Origin of the sequence: Stenotrophomonas sp., assembly GCF_032103445.1 — a bacterium.
In the GTDB taxonomy this organism is placed as follows: domain Bacteria; phylum Pseudomonadota; class Gammaproteobacteria; order Xanthomonadales; family Xanthomonadaceae; genus Stenotrophomonas.
Genome location: NZ_DAMDFR010000002.1, coordinates 125,272 through 141,200, shown reverse-complemented (window position 1 = coordinate 141,200; position 15,929 = coordinate 125,272). Strand labels below are relative to the sequence as shown.

Sequence of the window (15,929 nt, the reverse complement as noted above, 5' to 3'; positions counted from 1 at the left end):
TCTGCCGTGACGGTCCCTCAGGCCGTCACGGCAGCCCTGGTTTCCACACCCTGCTTCCACTGCCGGGGCGACTGCCCGGTCTGCGCCTTGAACGCGCGCGACAACGCCGCCTCGCTGCCATAGCCCACATCCATCGCGATGCGCTTGAGCGGCTGCCCCTTGCGCAGCGCCTGCTGCACCAGCCGGGTGCGCCAGCCCTGCAGGTAATGGCCCGGCGTGCTGCCGATGGTGTCGCGGAAGCTGTCGGCGAAGGCGCTGCGCGACATGCCCGCACGTTGGGCCAGGCTTTCCAGCGTCCACTCTTCGGCCGGCGCTTCGTGCATGGCGACCAGTGCGTGGCGCAGACGGGGATGCGCCATGCCGGCGAGCAACCCAACCCGCAGCTGGCCGTTCTCCATCAGCACGCGCAGCACCTGGATCAGGACGATTTCGAAGAGGCGATCCAGCAGGGCCTGGCGACCGCAGCGCTGGGCGAAGGCTTCTTCGAACAGCACCTCCAGAATCGGCGCGCCGCCGTACAGTTCCTTCAGCGGCAGGCAGATCACCGGCGGCAAGGCGTTGACGATAGGGTTGTTGATGCCGCCTTCGAACTGCACGTGGGCACAGGCGGTGCCTGCGCCGGTACTGGGGTCCACCACCAGACGGTGCGCGTGGGCGCGGGGATACAGCAGGATGCTGGGCTGGTCGATGTCCAGCACCGAGCCATCCTGATGTCTCACCTGGATGCGGCCATCGCGGATGAGATGCAGCTGGCCGCGCTCGCCATCGCCGGGCAGATCATTGGTGCCGGTCAAAGCACCGGTATGGAACACCTCGGCACGGACCGCGAAACGGCTGAGCAGGGATTGCAGGCGGTCGACCATGGCGGACTCCAGATCAAGTTTTCTGGACGCCATGTTGCCACACGTCCACCCCTTACAGGCAAAGTACACCTCAACAACGGTTCACCCCTTCACAGCCAGGAGATATCCCATGTCGATTGAAAAGGTTCTGTACACCGCCCAGGCCACCGCAACCGGCGGTCGCGAAGGCCGCGCCGTCTCGTCGGACAACGTGCTGGACGTGCAGCTGTCCACCCCGCGTGAGCTGGGCGGTGCGGGCGGCACGGGCACCAACCCGGAACAGCTGTTCGCAGCCGGCTATTCGGCCTGCTTCCTGGGCGCGCTGAAGTTCGTGGCGGGTCAGGCCAAGGTCGCACTGCCGGCCGAGACGCAGATCACGGGCCGCGTGGGCATCGGTCAGATTCCGACTGGCTTCGGTATTGAAGCCGAGCTGCAGATCAGCGTGCCGGGTTTGCCGCGTGAGCAGGTGGAAGAACTGGTGCAGAAGGCACATATCGTCTGCCCGTACTCGAATGCCACGCGTGGCAATATCGATGTGACGTTGACGATTGTCTGAGGCATAAAAATGGGCGGCTGCCTGGCGTTGAAGCTTGGCAACCGCCCATCCCACCGCGGTGGATCCCATTTACGGGATGCGTTTGGTTATCAGGAGGGCCGGCCAACGGCCGGCGCTACCGGGTTACTTATCGCTTGTTACGAGTTGGACGACGCTGGAGAAATCGAGCTTGCCGCGGCCGGCCTGGTGGTTCATGGAGTACAGGTTGCGGGCCAGTTCGCCGAGCGGGATGGAAGCACCCACGCTCATGGCGGCCTCTACGGCCAGGCCCATGTCTTTCAGCATGAGGTCGCTGCCGAAGCCGCCGCTGTAGCCGCGTGAGGCGGGCGCATTTTCCAGCACGCCCGGCCACGGGTTACATACTTCGGTGGCCCAGCTGCGGCCGGTGCTGACCGCCATCATCTGCGAGAGCACCTTCGGGTCCAGGCCGTGGGCGACGCCCAGCGCGATCGACTCACCAGTGACCGCCATGATCACGCCCAGCGCCATGTTGTTGCACAGCTTGGCGACCTGACCGGCACCGCTCGCACCGACGTGGAAGATGTTCTTGCCAATGGCCTGCAGCAGCGGGCGGGCGCGCTCCAGCGCATCGGCTTCGCCACCGACAATGAAGGTCAGCGTGCCGGCTGCCGCACCGGCGGTGCCGCCAGAGACGGGCGCGTCGAGCATCTGCAGGCCGCGTGCGGCTGCAGCCTCTGAAACTTTGCGTGCAGTGGCCGGCGCAATGGTGCTGCAGTCGATCACCAGCGCGCCGCCGGGAATGTCGGCCAGCAGCCCGTCTTCGCCGAGGTACACGCCTTCCACATGGCGGCTGGCCGGCAGCATGCTGATCACCACTTCGGCGTCGGTCAGCGTGTCCAGCGCGGAGGTGGCGGCGGTGGCACCGGCGTCCACGGCGGCCTGCACGGCGGCGGGCACCAGGTCGAACACGCGCACGGCATGGCCGGCCTTGGCCAGGTTGGCGGCCATCGGCCCGCCCATGTTGCCCAGCCCAATGAATGCAATACGGCTCATGCAAGGCTCCTTTCAGTAACGGTGGCACCGAGGTCGGCCAGCGGATGCGTGGCGTCGTCCCACGGCGAAACGAAGAAGGTCTGGGCCCAGGCCGGGGTGGCCTCGGCCAGGGTGGCCGGCTGCCACTTCGGGCTGCGGTCCTTGTCGATCAGCAACGCGCGGATGCCTTCGGCGAAGTCGCCATGGGCGGCGCAGTGCAGCGCGGCGACGTACTCGAAGCGGTAGACGTCGGCCAGCGAAGCACCTTCGGCGCGCTTCTGCAGTTCCCAGGCCAGCCGTGCCGAACCGGGGGCACCGGCGGCCAAGGTGGCCTGCGCGGTCTGCAACCAGGGATCTTCGGTCTTCAGCGCGCTGATGGCAGCGACCACGTCGGCGACATCGGCACCTTCGCACAGCGCGTCGATGCTGGCGGCATTACGCAGCAGCGGGCCGGTGGCGGCATCGCTGGCGTGCTGCAGCAGCAGGGTGCTGAGCTGGGTGTGATTGCGCTGGGCGTCATCGCTCCAGTGCACGCCGGCCAGCGCGTCGAACACGGCCGGGCGGTTGGCTTCGGCGATGTGGATGTCGGCCAGACCCGCGTAGATGGCATCACCGGCATTGAGGGTGGCACCGGTGAGGGCAAGGAACAGCCCACCCTTGCCCGGCACGCGCGGCAGCAGCCAGCTGCCGCCAACGTCGGGGAACAGGCCGACAGTGATCTCCGGGAACGCCAGCTTGCTGCGCTCGCTGACCACACGGTGGCTGGCACCGGACATCAGGCCGATGCCACCGCCCATGACAATGCCATGGCCCCAGCACAGGATCGGCTTGGGATAGGTGTGGATGGCGTAGTCGACGCGGTACTCCACATCGAAGAACTCCGCCGCGTAGGCGTTGTCGCGCACGTCGGTGCTGCCGTCTGCGCGGTAGGCCTGCATGCTCTTGTACAGGCTGTGCAGATCGCCACCGGCGCAGAAGGCTTTCTCGCCTGCGCCCAGCAGCACCACCAGCGCGATGCCGGCATCGTCGGCCCAGGCCTGCAGACGCTCCAGCAGCAGATGCGCCATCGGCAGCGAGAAACCGTTGAGGGTGCGCGGCGTATTCAACGTGGCGATGCCGATGCGCTTGCCGTTGGCGGCACTGCGCTCTTCGAACAGCACCGGGGCCTCGTCCATCGACGGCGCGCTGCTCATGCGTTCTTCCACTGCGGTGCACGCTTTTCCAGGAAGGCGTTCACGCCTTCGGCCTGGTCGGCACGGTCGAACAGATCGACGAAGGCCTCACGCTCGGCGACCAGTGCAGCGGCGTGCGAACCGGTGCGGGTGAACTGCACCAGGGTCTTGCAGGCGGCGATGCTGGTCGGGCTCTGCTTCTCGGCCTTGTGCGCCCACTCCAGTGCCAGCGCCTTGGCCGCGCCCTTGGCCACCTTCTCTTCCGCCAGGCCGATACGCAGCGCGGTATCCGCGTCAATGCGCTCGCCGAGCAGGATCATGCGCTTGGCCCAGCCCTCGCCGACCAGGCGGGTCAGGTTCTGGGTACCACCGGCGCACGGCAGCAGGCCAACGGTGGCCTCCGGCAGCGCCACCTGGGCGTGTTCTTCAATGATGCGCAGGTCGCAGGCCAGCGCGCATTCCAGACCGCCGCCCATGGCGTAACCATTGATGGCGGCGATGGAGACGCCACGGAAGCCGGACAGCGCTTCGAAGGCTTCGCCGAAACGGCGTGCGGCTTCGCGTGCGGCAGCCTTGTCGCCGGAGGCGAACTGCTTGAGGTCGGCACCGGCGGAGAAGAACTTCTCGCCGCCACCGGTGATCACCAGGGCGTAGATGTCCTTGTCGGCATTCAGCGCGCCGACCAGGTCGCGCAGCGCGGACAGGCTGTGCACGGTCCAGGTGTGCGCCGGCGGATTGTCCAGCGTCACGACGGCGACGTGGCCATCGGCCTCGACCTTCAGACCGGTGTGTTCGTGCTTGCGCCAATCCATCATCGCAGTTCCTCTTCGGTGTTGAGCAGGTGGCGGGCCACGATCACACGCATGATCTCGTTGGTGCCCTCCAGAATCTGATGCACGCGGCTGTCACGCAGCAGGCGTTCAATCGGGTATTCGCGAATGTAACCGTAACCGCCATGGATCTGCAGCGCTTCGTTGCAGATCTGGAAGCCGGCATCGGTGGCGAAACGCTTGGCCATCGCGCACCACACATTGGCGTCGCTTGCACCGGCATCGAGCTTGCGCGCGGCGCTGTGCACCATCTGCCGCGCAGCCACCAGCTGGGTGACCATGTCGGCGAGCTTGAACTGCAGCGCCTGGAAATCCGCCAGGGTCTTGCCGAACTGGCGACGCTCGCCCATGTAACGGCGCGCGGCATCCAGCGCACCCTGCGCCGCGCCCAGCGAGCAGGCGGCGATGTTGATGCGACCGCCGTCCAGACCTTTCATGGCCAGCTTGAAACCGCTGCCTTCGTCACCCAGCAGGTGGTCGACCGGCACGCGTACGTTCTCAAAGGTGATGCCACGGGTGGGCTGGCTGTTCCAGCCCATCTTCTCTTCCTTGCGGCCGAAGCTGATGCCCGGCAGATCGGCCGGCACCGCAATCGCGCTGATGCCGCCCGCACCAGCGCCACCGGTACGCGCCATCACCACCAGCAGCTCGGTGGCACCGGCACCGGAGATGAAGGCCTTGGAGCCGTTCAGCACGAAGTGGTCACCGTCCCTCACAGCGGTGGTCTTCAGCGACGCGGCGTCCGAGCCCGCGCCGGGTTCGGTCAGGCAGTACGAAGCGAGTTTGGTACCGGCCGAGAGGTCGGTGCACCAGTGTGCACGCAGCCCGTCCTGGCCCCAGGTCGACACCATCCACGAGGCCATGTTGTGGATGCTGATATACGCCGCAGTGGACGGGTCCACGTTGGCGAGCTCCTCGATGACGACGGCGGCGTCCAGACGGCTCAAGCCGCTGCCACCGACCTCGGGGTCCATGTACAGGCCACAGAACCCGAGTTCCCCTGCCTTGGCAATCGCCTCGCGCGGAAAGATGCCCTCCGCATCCCATCGCGCGGCGTGCGGTGCCAGTTCGGCCTGGGCGAAGTCACGTGCCGCCTCCCTATAGGCCTGCTGCGCTTCTTCGAGTTCCGTCGTCATCGAGTGGCTCATGGTGAAACTCCTGCTTACTTCAGGCTGATCGTGGTGTTGACGCCATGACCCAGCGTCTCGTCGTCGAACCAGCGCGAGGTGATCGTCTTGGTCTGGGTGTAGAACATCACCACCTGCTTGCCGTACGGGCCCAGGTCGCCCAGCTTGGAGGCGCGCGAACCGGTGAACGAGAACAGCGGCACCGGCACCGGGATCGGCACGTTGATGCCGACCTGGCCGACGTCGATGTCTTCCTGGAACTTGCGTGCGGCCGCACCGGACTGGGTGAACACGGCGGTGCCGTTGCCGTTCGGGTTGGCGTTGATCAGCTCGATCGCGTCTTCCAGCGTGTCCACTTCGAGGATGACCAGCACCGGCCCGAAGATTTCCTCGTCATAGATGCGCATGCCCGGCTTCACCCCGGAGAAGATGGTCGGGCCGACGAAGTTGCCCTTCTCGAAACCATCGACCTGCGGATTGCGGCCGTCCAGCACCAGCTTCGCGCCCTGCTCCACGCCGGAGGCGATCAGCCCTTCCACGCGCTCGCGGGCGGCGCAGGAGATCACCGGGCCCACATCGGTGCCGGCGACGGTGCCACCGCTGACCTTCAGGGTCTTGGCCTTGGCCACCAGATCCGGCACCCACTCGCGGGCTTCGCCGACCAGCACCAGGGTGGAGGCGGCCATGCAGCGCTGGCCTGCGGCACCAAAGGCGGCACCGACCATGGCGTTGAGGCTCTGTTCCTTGTTCGCGTCCGGCAGGACCACGGCGTGGTTCTTCGCGCCCATCATGCACTGCACGCGCTTGCCGGCCAGCGAGGCGCGGTTGTACACGTGGGTGCCAACGCGGGTGGAACCGACGAACGACACCGCCTTGATGTCGGGGTGGTCGCAGATCGCGTTGACCACTTCTTCGCCACCGTGCACGACGTTGAGCACGCCCTTGGGAATGCCGGCTTCCAGCGCCAGTTCAACCAGGCGCATGGTGACCATCGGATCCTGTTCGGACGGCTTCAGGATGAAGGTGTTGCCGGTGGCGATGGCCATCGGGAACATCCACAGCGGAATCATCGCCGGGAAGTTGAACGGGGTGATGCCGGCGCACACGCCCAGCGGCTGCAGCAGGGTGTAGGTGTCCACGCCGTTGGCGACGTTGTTGGCCAGCTCGCCCAGCTGCAGGTTGCCGATGGCGGCGGCGTGCTCGACCACTTCCAGGCCACGGAACACATCACCTTCGGCATCAGGCAGGGTCTTGCCCTGTTCGGCGCTCAGGATGTGGGCCAGCTCGCTCATGTGTTCGCGGATCAGCTGCTGGTACTTCAGGAAGATGCGGGCGCGGGTGCCGATCGGGGTCTTGCGCCAGGTCTTGAAGGCTTCCTTGGCGGCAGCGACGGCCGCGTCCACTTCACTCACGGTGGCGAACGGCACCTGCGCCAGGACGTCCTGGGTGGCCGGATTGACCACGTTCTGCCAGTTGGAGCTGGCCGACTCGACGAACTGGCCGTCGATCAACATGCGGATACGGGGCGCTGCAACAGTCATGACAATCCCGGCGGGTGCGAAAAGGTGATTGGCATTATTCACAGGCCAACACTCGATTTCCGGGCTGTCTGCGCTTAATCTGGCCAACGCCCGCTACGATTCTTGTGAATTTTGTGAATAGCCAGCCTCCCCTCCGCCAGATCGGTCTGCGCCTGCTCAAGCTGCGCGAGCAGCGCGGCTTCAGCCAGGCCGACCTCGCGCGGGCACTGGGGCTGTCGGCCAGCTACCTGAACCAGATCGAGCGCAACAAAAGGCCGCTGACTCCGGCGGTGCAACAGAAGCTGGGCGCGGTGCTGGGCGACCTCGGCGCGCTGTTCGAGGACGACGAGCCGGCGGCGCTGCAGGAGGCGCTGGGCCAGACCCTGCGCGATCTGGGGCTGGACAATGTGAGCAGCACCGAGCTGCGCGCCATGGCCGGCAACCTGCCGCAGATCAGCCATGCCCTGCTCGACCTGCACCGCCGTCACCTGCTGCTGCGCGAGCATGCGGCGGCACTTGAGTTCCAGCTGGGCGACCCGCAGGCCGGGCAGGCGCTGCCGGCCGGTGACCAGGTGCGTGATTTCTTCAACCGCATGCACAACCACATTCCCGAGCTGGACGACCTGGCCGAGCAGCTGTTCGCCGAATGGGGGCTGGTGGCCGGGCACGTGGCACCGCGCCTGCGCCAGTTGCTGGCCGACCGCCACGGCGTGCTGGTGGAAGTGGCTCCGTTGCAGGCCGGGCGCGAGAAGCGCGTGTATGACGGTGGCAGCCGCACGCTGTGGCTGCCGGATTACCTGGAGCCGGGCCAGCAGGCGTTCCAGATGGCGGCCGAGCTGGGCCTGCTCGGCTATGCCGCGCAGATCGATGCGGTGATCGCACGCGCCGGCTTCCGCGAGCCGGAGCAGATCGCGCAGGCACGCATCGGCATGAGCAACTACTTCGCCGGCGCGCTGGTGATGCCGTATGCGCAGTTCCTGCGTGCGGCAGAACAGAGCGCGTATGACATCGACCTGCTGGCACATCGCTTCGGCGTGGGCTTCGAGGCGGTGTGCCATCGCCTGAGCACGCTGGCGCGGCGCAGTGCGCCGGGGCTGCCGTTCTTCTTCATTCGCGTGGACCGCGCCGGCAACGTGTCCAAGCGGCATTCGGCGACCGACTTCCACTTCTCACAGGTGGGCGGCTCGTGCCCGCTGTGGATCGTGTACGAAGCCTTCAACCAACCCGGGCGGGTGCTCACCCAGACCGCACGCATGCCCGATGGCCGCCGCCACTTCTGGCTGGCACGGCAGGTCAGCAGCGGCCCGGTCGGGCATGGGCAGCCGCGCAAGACCTTCGCGGTGGCATTGGGCTGCGACCTGCAGCATGCCGAACGGCTGATCTACACGCGCGGGCTGGATATCCAGAGTCCGGGCAACTCGGTGTCGATCGGTCCTGGGTGCCGGGTGTGTCCGCGCGAGGACTGCATGCAGCGTGCGTTCGCGCAGTTGCCGGGGCGCGGCTAAACCCTTCGCCTGCGGCCTGCATCCAACCTGTTCCAGCCCTGGAAGGAACCGGATCGATGAAATCCCTGTTCGCAGGCGCAGTGCTGCTGCTCGGTGCATATGCACTGCCGGTACATGCCACCTTCTCCATTGCCGCCTGCGATGACACTGGCAGCTGCGGAGTCGCCGTGGCGACCCACAATCTGGCGGTGGGTGGGTCGGGCGTGGCCTGGGCGCAGGCTGACGTGGGCGCGGTAGCCAGCCAGTTCGAGACCAACCCACATTACGGGCCTGAAGGGCTGCGCCTGCTGGCGGCCGGGACATCGCCAGAGCAGGCGCTGAAGCAGCTGCTGGCCGGAGATGGCGGCTACGACGACACCACGGTGGCCGAGCGCCAGGTGGGGCTGGTGGACGCGCGTGGACGACAGGCGCAGTACAACGGGGCGACAGCGTTGGCGTCGACATGGGCTGGGGCGATGGGTGGCCGAGGTTTCAGCGTGCAGGGCAACGGGCTGGCCGGGGCAGTCGTGTTGGATGCGATGCGCGATGCCTATCTTGCAGCGAAGGGCCCACTGGCCGAACGGCTGCTGCTCGCGCTGGAAGCGGGCGAAGCCGCCGGCGGGCAACGCAGCGGCCGGATGTCGGCGGCGCTGTTGGTGCGCACGCCGGAAGACGACTGGCGCGATACCGACCTGCGGGTGGACAGTGCCGCGCAGCCGATTGCTGGATTGCGGGTGATGTTCGAACAGCGCCAGGCGCACACGGCGATGATTCGTGCGGAGCAGATGGTGCGGCAGGGACGGGAGGCAGACGCGGATGTGGCGCTGGCGAAAGCGCTGTCTCTGGCGCATGGCTGGGATCGGATCTGGGCGCGGGCCGCGCGGCTGGCGATGGCGCGCGGGGAGGCGGCACGGGCGCGGGAGTATCTGGGGGTGTTGTGGTCGATCAATCCGGTGATGGTGAGGATGGAGTTGGAAGGGGAGCGATATGTGGGGTTGAAGGGGGATCCTGTGGTGGAGGGATGGCGGTGATGGACGGTTCCGGGACATCTCCCGGTAGCGCCGGCCGTTGGCCGGCCCACGTAATGTTGATGGGTTCATGAGGGCCGGCCAACGGCCGGCGCTACCTAATAGCTCGGGGTTACCTTCATCTGTGGCAAAGGCCGTGGCGCGCCATCGGTCAGATTCGGGCCCAGGTCCTCCCACGCCTCGCCCTGCTCCACCATCATCCGCCACAGCTGCTGCGATTCACGCCGCTTCTCTTCCGAGCTGAGCCGGTACGACGGCTCCAACGGCTCGCCGATGGCCACCGTCTCATACGCTGGAGCCCACGCCGCCACACGCTGCAGCGGATCATCGGTGCGCGCGATCTCCAACGTGTAACGCTGATAGGCCGAGGCCAGATTGCGCCAGCGGATCCAGTAGTGATTGGCGAACGAGAAGTCACAGAAACGCTCACCGGCCACACTGCCCTTGGCGGCAATGCGGCTGAGCACCGCCTGCGGCATGTCCAGGTTCATGCCGCCTTCGTCGCCCTGCAGCGACACATGCACGATGCGGTCGCGGTAGCCGGGCGCGCGCGCCTGCAGCACGTCACGCCAGTTCTGCATGGTGGAAACAATGGAGAACAGGAAGCCACTCATCTCCGCCGCCGCCAGCGGCCGCGCGATGGCGTGGTAGCTGCGCTGCCAGCCATGGCGGTTCTCGGTGGGCAGGAACACCGCCGCGTTGATCGCATCCGGTGAATCCGGCGAAAGACGCTCCGGCTCGGCATGACGCGGGTAGACCAGGTTGATGCCGAAGGTCGGCCAGCGCGGCAGCGCGGCGTCGAACAGGTGGATGGGGAAGTTGCTGCTGATGCCGCCATCGGAGAACCAGCACACCCGGAATGCGGTAATAACAGGACCACAGCTGTGACCGCCACTGGTGAGCCCTTCCATGCTGTCGGCGACATTGGTGTTGTCGCGCGGCGGGGCCGGATCTGCCACCGGTTCGCAGCGACGCTCGCGGCGGGAAGGCTCATGCAGTGGCACCGCACTGATCAGCAGCGGGAAGCTCAGGCTCATGCGCGTGGCGACCAGCACCGGCAGGTGCTCGCCCTCTGGCAGCCGGTAGTAGTCGATACCGTCGACGGACTGCGGCGTACCGGCACGCTCCACCAGCCAGCGCACCACGCTGGCCGGGAACAGCCGTTCAAACTCCTCGCGGCGGAACCAGAACTGCGAGGCGGTGAACGGCAGCGTGCGCGGTTCGGTGTGCGACACGCAGGTGGTGATCATCTGCAGGCTGATTGCATGCGCGCCGACCGGTTCGCCGACATAGCGCGGCGCATTGTGCAGGTCGGCAAACGTCAGTGGCTGATCGAGGGATTTGCCGGAAAGCGCCTGTAACTGCGTGTGCAGCCAATCGGTCAGCGCCGGCGCGCCGGCATCGGGCTGGGTGGCACCGGAGCACAGGCCAAGCAGGTTGCGGCGCGCCACCCGCGCCACGCGCAGGGCCGAGGCCAGCACGCCGGCACCGTAGGCGCATAACAGGGAAGGCAGCAGCGTCGCCCACACGCCGGCGATGCCGCCGGCCATCCAGCCAATGCCAAGCAGACCCACCAACGCGGCCAGCAGCTCCAGCGGCGCAATCGCGAACACCGCCGCCAGCAGGCACAACACCTTGCGCGGCACGCCAGCCTTGCCGGTCAGCATCACCAGCAGGCGATAGGCGGTGCGTGCGCCATACACGGGCTGGAACAGGCTGTAGATGAAACCGCGCCGCGACAGCTGGGTGCTGACATCAGCCAGCCCGGCAAAGCCAGCATTGGGCCCCAGGGCTTCACCGGCCCGGCAGCGTCGGTCGCCCATTGCCGCAGCGGCGGCCACCGCTGCGGCGATCGCGCCGGCCGAGGTGCCGCCGATGTTCTTGAACCGGTATTCGCGCGCCAGTGACAACACCGCGTTGGGATACACGATGCCGCTGGTAATGCCGCCTTTCATGACCAGATCGCAATACTTGTCTGCCACCACACTACCCCCGCTGCCTGCGACGCCTGGAGGCGCCTGTGGCCGTCCCTGGATGGGTGTGACTTGCCTGTCAGTGCCGCGCTGGAAGCGGCTGGGTTTGACGCTATAGGTCCAGTATGACGAAAGCGTCTCTCACGGCCTGAGACTCCGGGCACGAATCGCGCGGTTCAGTGGAGGAACTCCCGGCCGGGCGACCCCGTAGACTGGCCACCCCGTTTCACGGATGAACACCGTACATGCAGGATCGCTTCAACACCGGGCTGGTGGTGGGAAAATTCAGCCCACTGCACCGTGGTCACCAGGCCCTGATCGACCATGCGCTGTCGCGCTGCGACCGGGTGCTGCTGCTGAGCTGGAGCCAGCCCGAGCTGCCCGGCTGCGACGCCGCGCGGCGTGAGGCCTGGTTGAAGACACTGTATCCGCAGGCGGAGCGTCTGGTACTGAATGAGGCCCGGCTGACGCAGCTTTGCGTGGAGCGGGGAATTGCGCCGCGCGCCCTGCCCGACAACCGGGATGACGACGCAGCACAGCGCGCGTTCGTCGCCTGGGTGTGCACCGCGCTGTGGAACTGCCGTGTCGATGCGGTGTTTACCAGCGAACACTATGGCGATGGCTTCGCGGCAGCGTTGCAGCACCATTTCAGTGGCTCAACTGGAAAGGTCTGGCCGGTCACCCATGTCTGCCTGGATCTGGAGCGACGCGATGTTCCGGTGTCGGGTACTGCGCTGCGCGCCGATCCCCATGGCCTGCGCCAGTATCTCGATCCCAGCGTGTATGCGGACTTTGTCGGTCGCATCGGCGTGCTCGGCGGGGAATCCAGCGGCAAGACCACGCTGGCCGCTGCGCTCGCGCAGCGCCTGCAGACGCACTGGGCGGCAGAGTTTGGCCGCGAACACTGGGAAGCCAAGGCCGGTGCGCTGGACTACGACGACCTGCTGCATATTGCCCAGGTCCAGGTGAAACGCGAGGAGGCGCTGGCGGCAACGGCGGATCGATGGCTGGTGTGCGATACCACGCCACTCACCACCCTGCTCTATTGCCAGGACATGTTCGGGCGAGCCGAGGCGGAACTACACGCTTTGGCGGAACGTTCCTATGCGCACCTGTTCCTGTGCGCACCCGACTTTCCGTTCGTGCAGGATGGAACGCGTCGCGACGACGCGTTCCGGCACGCCCAGCACGACGCCTATGTGCGTTGGCTGTCCACGCAGCAGCGACCCTTCACCCTGCTGACCGGCTCGCTGCAGCAGCGCATCGAACAGGTGCTCGATGCGCTGCGCTGAACACGCGTATCGCCGCGTCAGCGCGCCAGGCGCTCCGCGCGCGCGCAGGCCGCAGCGGTAAACACGACGTCGGACGACGAGTTCAGCGCGGTTTCCGCCGAATCCTGGACCACGCCGACCACGAAGCCGACCGCCACTACCTGCATGGCCACGCTGTCCTCGATACCGAACAGGCCACAGGCCAGCGGCACCAGCAGCAGCGAACCACCCGGCACGCCGGAGGCACCGCAGGCCCCGATGGCCGCCACCACGCTCAGCAGCAGCGCGGTGGGCAGGTCGACCTGGATGCCCAGCGTGTGCACCGCCGCCAGGGTGAGTACCGAGATGGTGATGGCCGCGCCGGCCATGTTGATCGTGGCACCCAGCGGAATGGCCACCGAATAGGTGCCCTCATGCAGGCCCAGACGCTTGGACAGGGCCAGATTGACCGGAATGTTCGCCGCCGAGGAACGGGTGAAGAACGCAGTGATGCCACTTTCGCGCAGGCAGGTCAGCACCAGCGGATAGGGATTGCGACGGGTGACCAGGAACACAATCAGCGGGTTGGCCAGCAGTGCCACCGCCAACATGGCTCCCAGCAGCACCGCCAGCAGGCGCGCGTAGTCGGCCAGCGCGCCAAGGCCGGAACCTGCGATGGTGGAGGCGACAATGCCGAACACGCCTAGCGGGGCCAGCACGATCACCCACTGCACCACCCGGGTAAACGCAACCGAGACGTCGGCGAGCATGGTGCGGGTGGCCTCACCGGCGTGGCGCAATGCCAGGCCCAGACCGACCGCCCAGGCGAGGACGCCGATGTAGTTGGCGTTCACCACCGCGTTGACCGGGTTGTCCACGATCTGCAGCAACAAAGTGTGCAGCACAGCACCAATCCCGCTCGGCGCGGCCTGTGCGGCGGTGTCGGCCGCCTTCAGTACCAGCGTGGTCGGGAACAGGAAGCTGGCGGCCACGCCGACCAGCGAGGCCGCCACGGTGGCCAGCAGGTACAGCACCAGCACGGGCCGCATGTGGGTGCCGCCACCACGGTGGCCGGCAATGGAGGCCACTACCAGCACCAGCACCAGAATGGGTGCCACCGCTTTCAGCGCGCGGATGAAGACTTCGCCCAGCAGGCCGAGCGCCAGCGCGGTGGGCGGGTGTGCGACCCCGACCACGATGCCGAGCAGCAGGCCGATGATGATGCGGGTGACGAGGGAAGTACGGCGAAGGAAGGCAGGTACGACAGTCATGCAGGGATCACGTACGAAGCAGGAACCGTATGGTGCCTGCAATTGCCCGCGCGTGCAGGCCGTGCGTCGCGCTTGGCCCGCTGAACAGGCACAATCGGTCTCATCCCGCATTGCCAGGAAGGCTGATGACCTCTCGACGCCGCTTCATTGCCAGCTGCAGTAGCGTGGCATTGCTGGGTGCCTGCGCACGCCAGGCTGCGCCGACGGTGAATGATATCAGCCAGCTGGAGCCCACCGAGGTGGCTGCGGTGGTGCCGATTCACCATACCGCTGACGTGTCCGCAGCGCTGGAGCGGCACACCGGCACCATCTGCGTGGCCGGCGCGCGCTTCAGCATGGGCGGGCAGACCAGTGCGGCGCAGGCCGTGCAGCTGGACATGAGCACCTGCAACCAGCTGGTGTTCCTGGATGTACCTGGCAAAGTCGTGCGGGTGCAGGCCGGCATGCGCTGGCGTGCATTGCAGGAGCAGCTCGATCCGCATGGGCTGGCGGTGAAGGTGATGCAGAGCTTCAGCAACTTCAGCGTGGGCGGCTCGGTGTCGGTCAACTGCCATGGACGTTACGTCGGCAGCGGCAGCATCGCGGGCAGCGTGCGCGCCCTGCAGATCGTGCTGCGCTCGGGGCAGGTGCTGGAGGCCTCGCGCACCCACAACAGCGACCTGTTCCGCGCCGCACTGGGCGGCTACGGTCTGCTGGGCGTCATCACCGAGGTGGAGCTGGACGTCGTGGACAACGTGGCCATGGCCCGGCACACCCAGCGCATGTCACTGGATGCGTACGCTGACTGGTTTGGCGAACACGTGCTGGCCGATCCACGCGCGATCATGCACAACGCCGACCTGATGCCGCCGGATTTCAATGCACCGCTGGCGGTGACCTGGTATCGAACGGATGCCGCGTTGACCGATACGGCGCGGCTGGTGCCGGTCGGGGCGCACTACGGTACCGAACAGAACCTGATCTGGGCGGTGTCCGAACTGCCCGGCGGTGCGCAGCTGCGCGAGCAACTGGTGGTGGAAAAGACCCTGCGCGAGCCACGGGTGGTTCGCCGCAATCTGGAAGCCAGCCTGGACGTGGCCGCGCTGGAGCCGCGCACGCGCAGCATGTCCACCTACCTGCTGCAGGAGTACTTCATTCCAATTGCGCACTTCCGCACCTTCGCGCGGATGCTGGCGAACGTATTGAAGGCCCATCAGGTCAACGCATTGAATGTTTCGATTCGTCACGCACCGGCGGATCCGTTGGCGGTGATGTCGTGGGCGCGCGAGGACGTGTTCTGCTTCGTGCTGTACCACAAGCAGCGACGCCTGCCGTGGTCGGATGATCGTGCCGCCGAATGGACACGTGCACTGATCGACGCGGCCTTGCTGTGCGGCGGGCGCTACTACCTGCCCTACCGGCCGCACGCCACGCTGGACCAGTTCCAACGCGCCTACCCGCAGTGGCCCGAACTGGTGGCGTGCAAGCGCCGGTACGACCCGCGCCTGCAACTTGTGAACCACCTGTGGCAACGCTATCTCGGACCGTTGGCCGGCGCTTGACCGTCACCCGCCCAAGGTCTACCTTGTGCGGGCCGAAGGTGTTTATCTCTTCATACCGATGAAGGGATGAAATTAAACGGGAATCCGGTGAAAGCGCTCTGCGCTCATTCCGGAGCTGCCCCGCAGCGGTGAATGGAAACGACCCCCGCCACACAGCACTGGGCTTCGCGCCTGGGAAGCGGCGGGCACTAGGTGGGCCTGCGTTGCCCGTGTCCATCAGCCCGAATACCGGCCCCGGCCAGAAAGCACGACCGCTTTCTGCTTCGACCTGGAACGTCCGCGGGGAGGTTGCCGGGGCCTGCCGCCATGCTGCACGCGTGGCGCTACGCCCGTGCGTCCGCT

13 protein-coding genes and 1 riboswitch are annotated in these 15,929 nt (G+C 66.7%); of the genes, 5 read left to right on the top strand and 8 right to left on the bottom strand.

Annotation, left to right across the window (positions count from 1 at the left end):
* Positions 1–17 precede the first annotated feature (17 nt).
* Entirely contained in the window at positions 18–863 is an 846-nt protein-coding gene (locus RT551_RS01600; RefSeq protein WP_313455224.1) for an AraC family transcriptional regulator, read from the bottom strand.
* 109 nt (positions 864–972) lie between these two features.
* Here RT551_RS01600 and RT551_RS01595 point away from each other — a divergent pair, with 109 nt between their 5' ends.
* Entirely contained in the window at positions 973–1,398 is a 426-nt protein-coding gene (locus tag RT551_RS01595) for an organic hydroperoxide resistance protein (RefSeq protein WP_311193445.1), read from the top strand.
* Between the two features lie 123 nt (positions 1,399–1,521).
* Here the strand turns inward: RT551_RS01595 and mmsB are convergent, their stop codons facing one another.
* The 5 genes from mmsB to RT551_RS01570 are packed head-to-tail and all read right to left on the bottom strand — an operon-like array spanning position 1,522 to position 7,061.
* A complete protein-coding gene (gene mmsB, locus RT551_RS01590; protein WP_313455222.1) occupies positions 1,522–2,412 on the bottom strand; it encodes a 3-hydroxyisobutyrate dehydrogenase in 891 nt (296 codons plus the stop codon).
* A complete protein-coding gene (locus RT551_RS01585; RefSeq protein ID WP_313455221.1) occupies positions 2,409–3,584 on the bottom strand; it encodes an enoyl-CoA hydratase/isomerase family protein in 1,176 nt (391 codons plus the stop codon). Before RT551_RS01585 ends, mmsB begins: the two co-directional genes overlap by 4 nt.
* Positions 3,581–4,378 (bottom strand): enoyl-CoA hydratase, encoded by a 798-nt coding sequence (locus RT551_RS01580; protein WP_313455219.1) that lies wholly within the window; start codon positions 4,376–4,378, stop codon positions 3,581–3,583. Before RT551_RS01580 ends, RT551_RS01585 begins: the two co-directional genes overlap by 4 nt.
* A complete protein-coding gene (locus tag RT551_RS01575; RefSeq protein ID WP_313455218.1) occupies positions 4,375–5,541 on the bottom strand; it encodes an acyl-CoA dehydrogenase family protein in 1,167 nt (388 codons plus the stop codon). The genes RT551_RS01580 and RT551_RS01575 overlap by 4 nt, the downstream gene beginning before the upstream one ends.
* A 14-nt stretch (positions 5,542–5,555) precedes the next feature.
* A complete protein-coding gene (locus RT551_RS01570; protein WP_311193440.1) occupies positions 5,556–7,061 on the bottom strand; it encodes a CoA-acylating methylmalonate-semialdehyde dehydrogenase in 1,506 nt (501 codons plus the stop codon).
* A gap of 113 nt (positions 7,062–7,174) precedes the next feature.
* Between RT551_RS01570 and RT551_RS01565 the strand changes: the two genes are divergently transcribed.
* Together RT551_RS01565 and RT551_RS01560 are read left to right on the top strand one after the other, a co-directional pair.
* Entirely contained in the window at positions 7,175–8,545 is a 1,371-nt protein-coding gene (locus tag RT551_RS01565) for a short-chain fatty acyl-CoA regulator family protein (RefSeq protein WP_313455216.1), read from the top strand.
* Between the two features lie 56 nt (positions 8,546–8,601).
* Positions 8,602–9,555, top strand: a complete 954-nt coding sequence (locus RT551_RS01560; RefSeq protein WP_313455214.1) for a DUF1028 domain-containing protein — start codon at positions 8,602–8,604, stop codon at positions 9,553–9,555.
* Between the two features lie 95 nt (positions 9,556–9,650).
* Here RT551_RS01560 and RT551_RS01555 read toward each other — a convergent pair whose 3' ends face one another.
* On the bottom strand, positions 9,651–11,507 hold the full coding sequence (locus RT551_RS01555; RefSeq protein WP_313455213.1) for a patatin-like phospholipase family protein: 1,857 nt from the start codon (positions 11,505–11,507) through the stop codon (positions 9,651–9,653).
* Between the two features lie 263 nt (positions 11,508–11,770).
* On the opposite strand from RT551_RS01555, the gene RT551_RS01550 reads away from it, so the two are divergent.
* Positions 11,771–12,817 (top strand): AAA family ATPase, encoded by a 1,047-nt coding sequence (locus RT551_RS01550; RefSeq protein WP_313455211.1) that lies wholly within the window; start codon positions 11,771–11,773, stop codon positions 12,815–12,817.
* Between the two features lie 17 nt (positions 12,818–12,834).
* On the opposite strand, the gene sstT is transcribed toward RT551_RS01550, so the two are convergent.
* Positions 12,835–14,046 carry a serine/threonine transporter SstT gene (gene sstT, locus RT551_RS01545; protein WP_313455209.1) on the bottom strand — a complete coding sequence of 404 codons (1,212 nt, stop codon included), beginning with the start codon at positions 14,044–14,046 and terminating at the stop codon, positions 12,835–12,837.
* Between the two features lie 125 nt (positions 14,047–14,171).
* Between sstT and RT551_RS01540 the strand changes: the two genes are divergently transcribed.
* Complete coding sequence (locus tag RT551_RS01540; RefSeq protein ID WP_313455207.1) at positions 14,172–15,587, top strand: FAD-binding oxidoreductase; 1,416 nt, start codon at positions 14,172–14,174, stop codon at positions 15,585–15,587.
* A 19-nt stretch (positions 15,588–15,606) separates the two neighbouring features.
* Positions 15,607–15,839: riboswitch (cobalamin riboswitch) on the top strand.
* The last annotated feature ends 90 nt before the right edge of the window (positions 15,840–15,929 follow it).

Bases quoted from the DNA above. Each gene is read 5' to 3' on its own strand.
- RT551_RS01575 (WP_313455218.1), bottom strand. From the start codon at position 5,541: ATGAGCCACTCGATGACGACGGAACTCGAAGAAGCGCAGCAGGCCTAT.
- RT551_RS01570 (WP_311193440.1), bottom strand. From the start codon at position 7,061: ATGACTGTTGCAGCGCCCCGTATCCGCATGTTGATCGACGGCCAGTTC.
- sstT (WP_313455209.1), bottom strand. From the start codon at position 14,046: ATGACTGTCGTACCTGCCTTCCTTCGCCGTACTTCCCTCGTCACCCGC.
- RT551_RS01585 (WP_313455221.1), bottom strand. From the start codon at position 3,584: ATGAGCAGCGCGCCGTCGATGGACGAGGCCCCGGTGCTGTTCGAAGAG.
- RT551_RS01550 (WP_313455211.1), top strand. From the start codon at position 11,771: ATGCAGGATCGCTTCAACACCGGGCTGGTGGTGGGAAAATTCAGCCCA.
- RT551_RS01600 (WP_313455224.1), bottom strand. From the start codon at position 863: ATGGTCGACCGCCTGCAATCCCTGCTCAGCCGTTTCGCGGTCCGTGCC.
- RT551_RS01580 (WP_313455219.1), bottom strand. From the start codon at position 4,378: ATGATGGATTGGCGCAAGCACGAACACACCGGTCTGAAGGTCGAGGCC.
- RT551_RS01595 (WP_311193445.1), top strand. From the start codon at position 973: ATGTCGATTGAAAAGGTTCTGTACACCGCCCAGGCCACCGCAACCGGC.
- mmsB (WP_313455222.1), bottom strand. From the start codon at position 2,412: ATGAGCCGTATTGCATTCATTGGGCTGGGCAACATGGGCGGGCCGATG.
- RT551_RS01540 (WP_313455207.1), top strand. From the start codon at position 14,172: ATGACCTCTCGACGCCGCTTCATTGCCAGCTGCAGTAGCGTGGCATTG.
- RT551_RS01555 (WP_313455213.1), bottom strand. From the start codon at position 11,507: ATGAAAGGCGGCATTACCAGCGGCATCGTGTATCCCAACGCGGTGTTG.
- RT551_RS01560 (WP_313455214.1), top strand. From the start codon at position 8,602: ATGAAATCCCTGTTCGCAGGCGCAGTGCTGCTGCTCGGTGCATATGCA.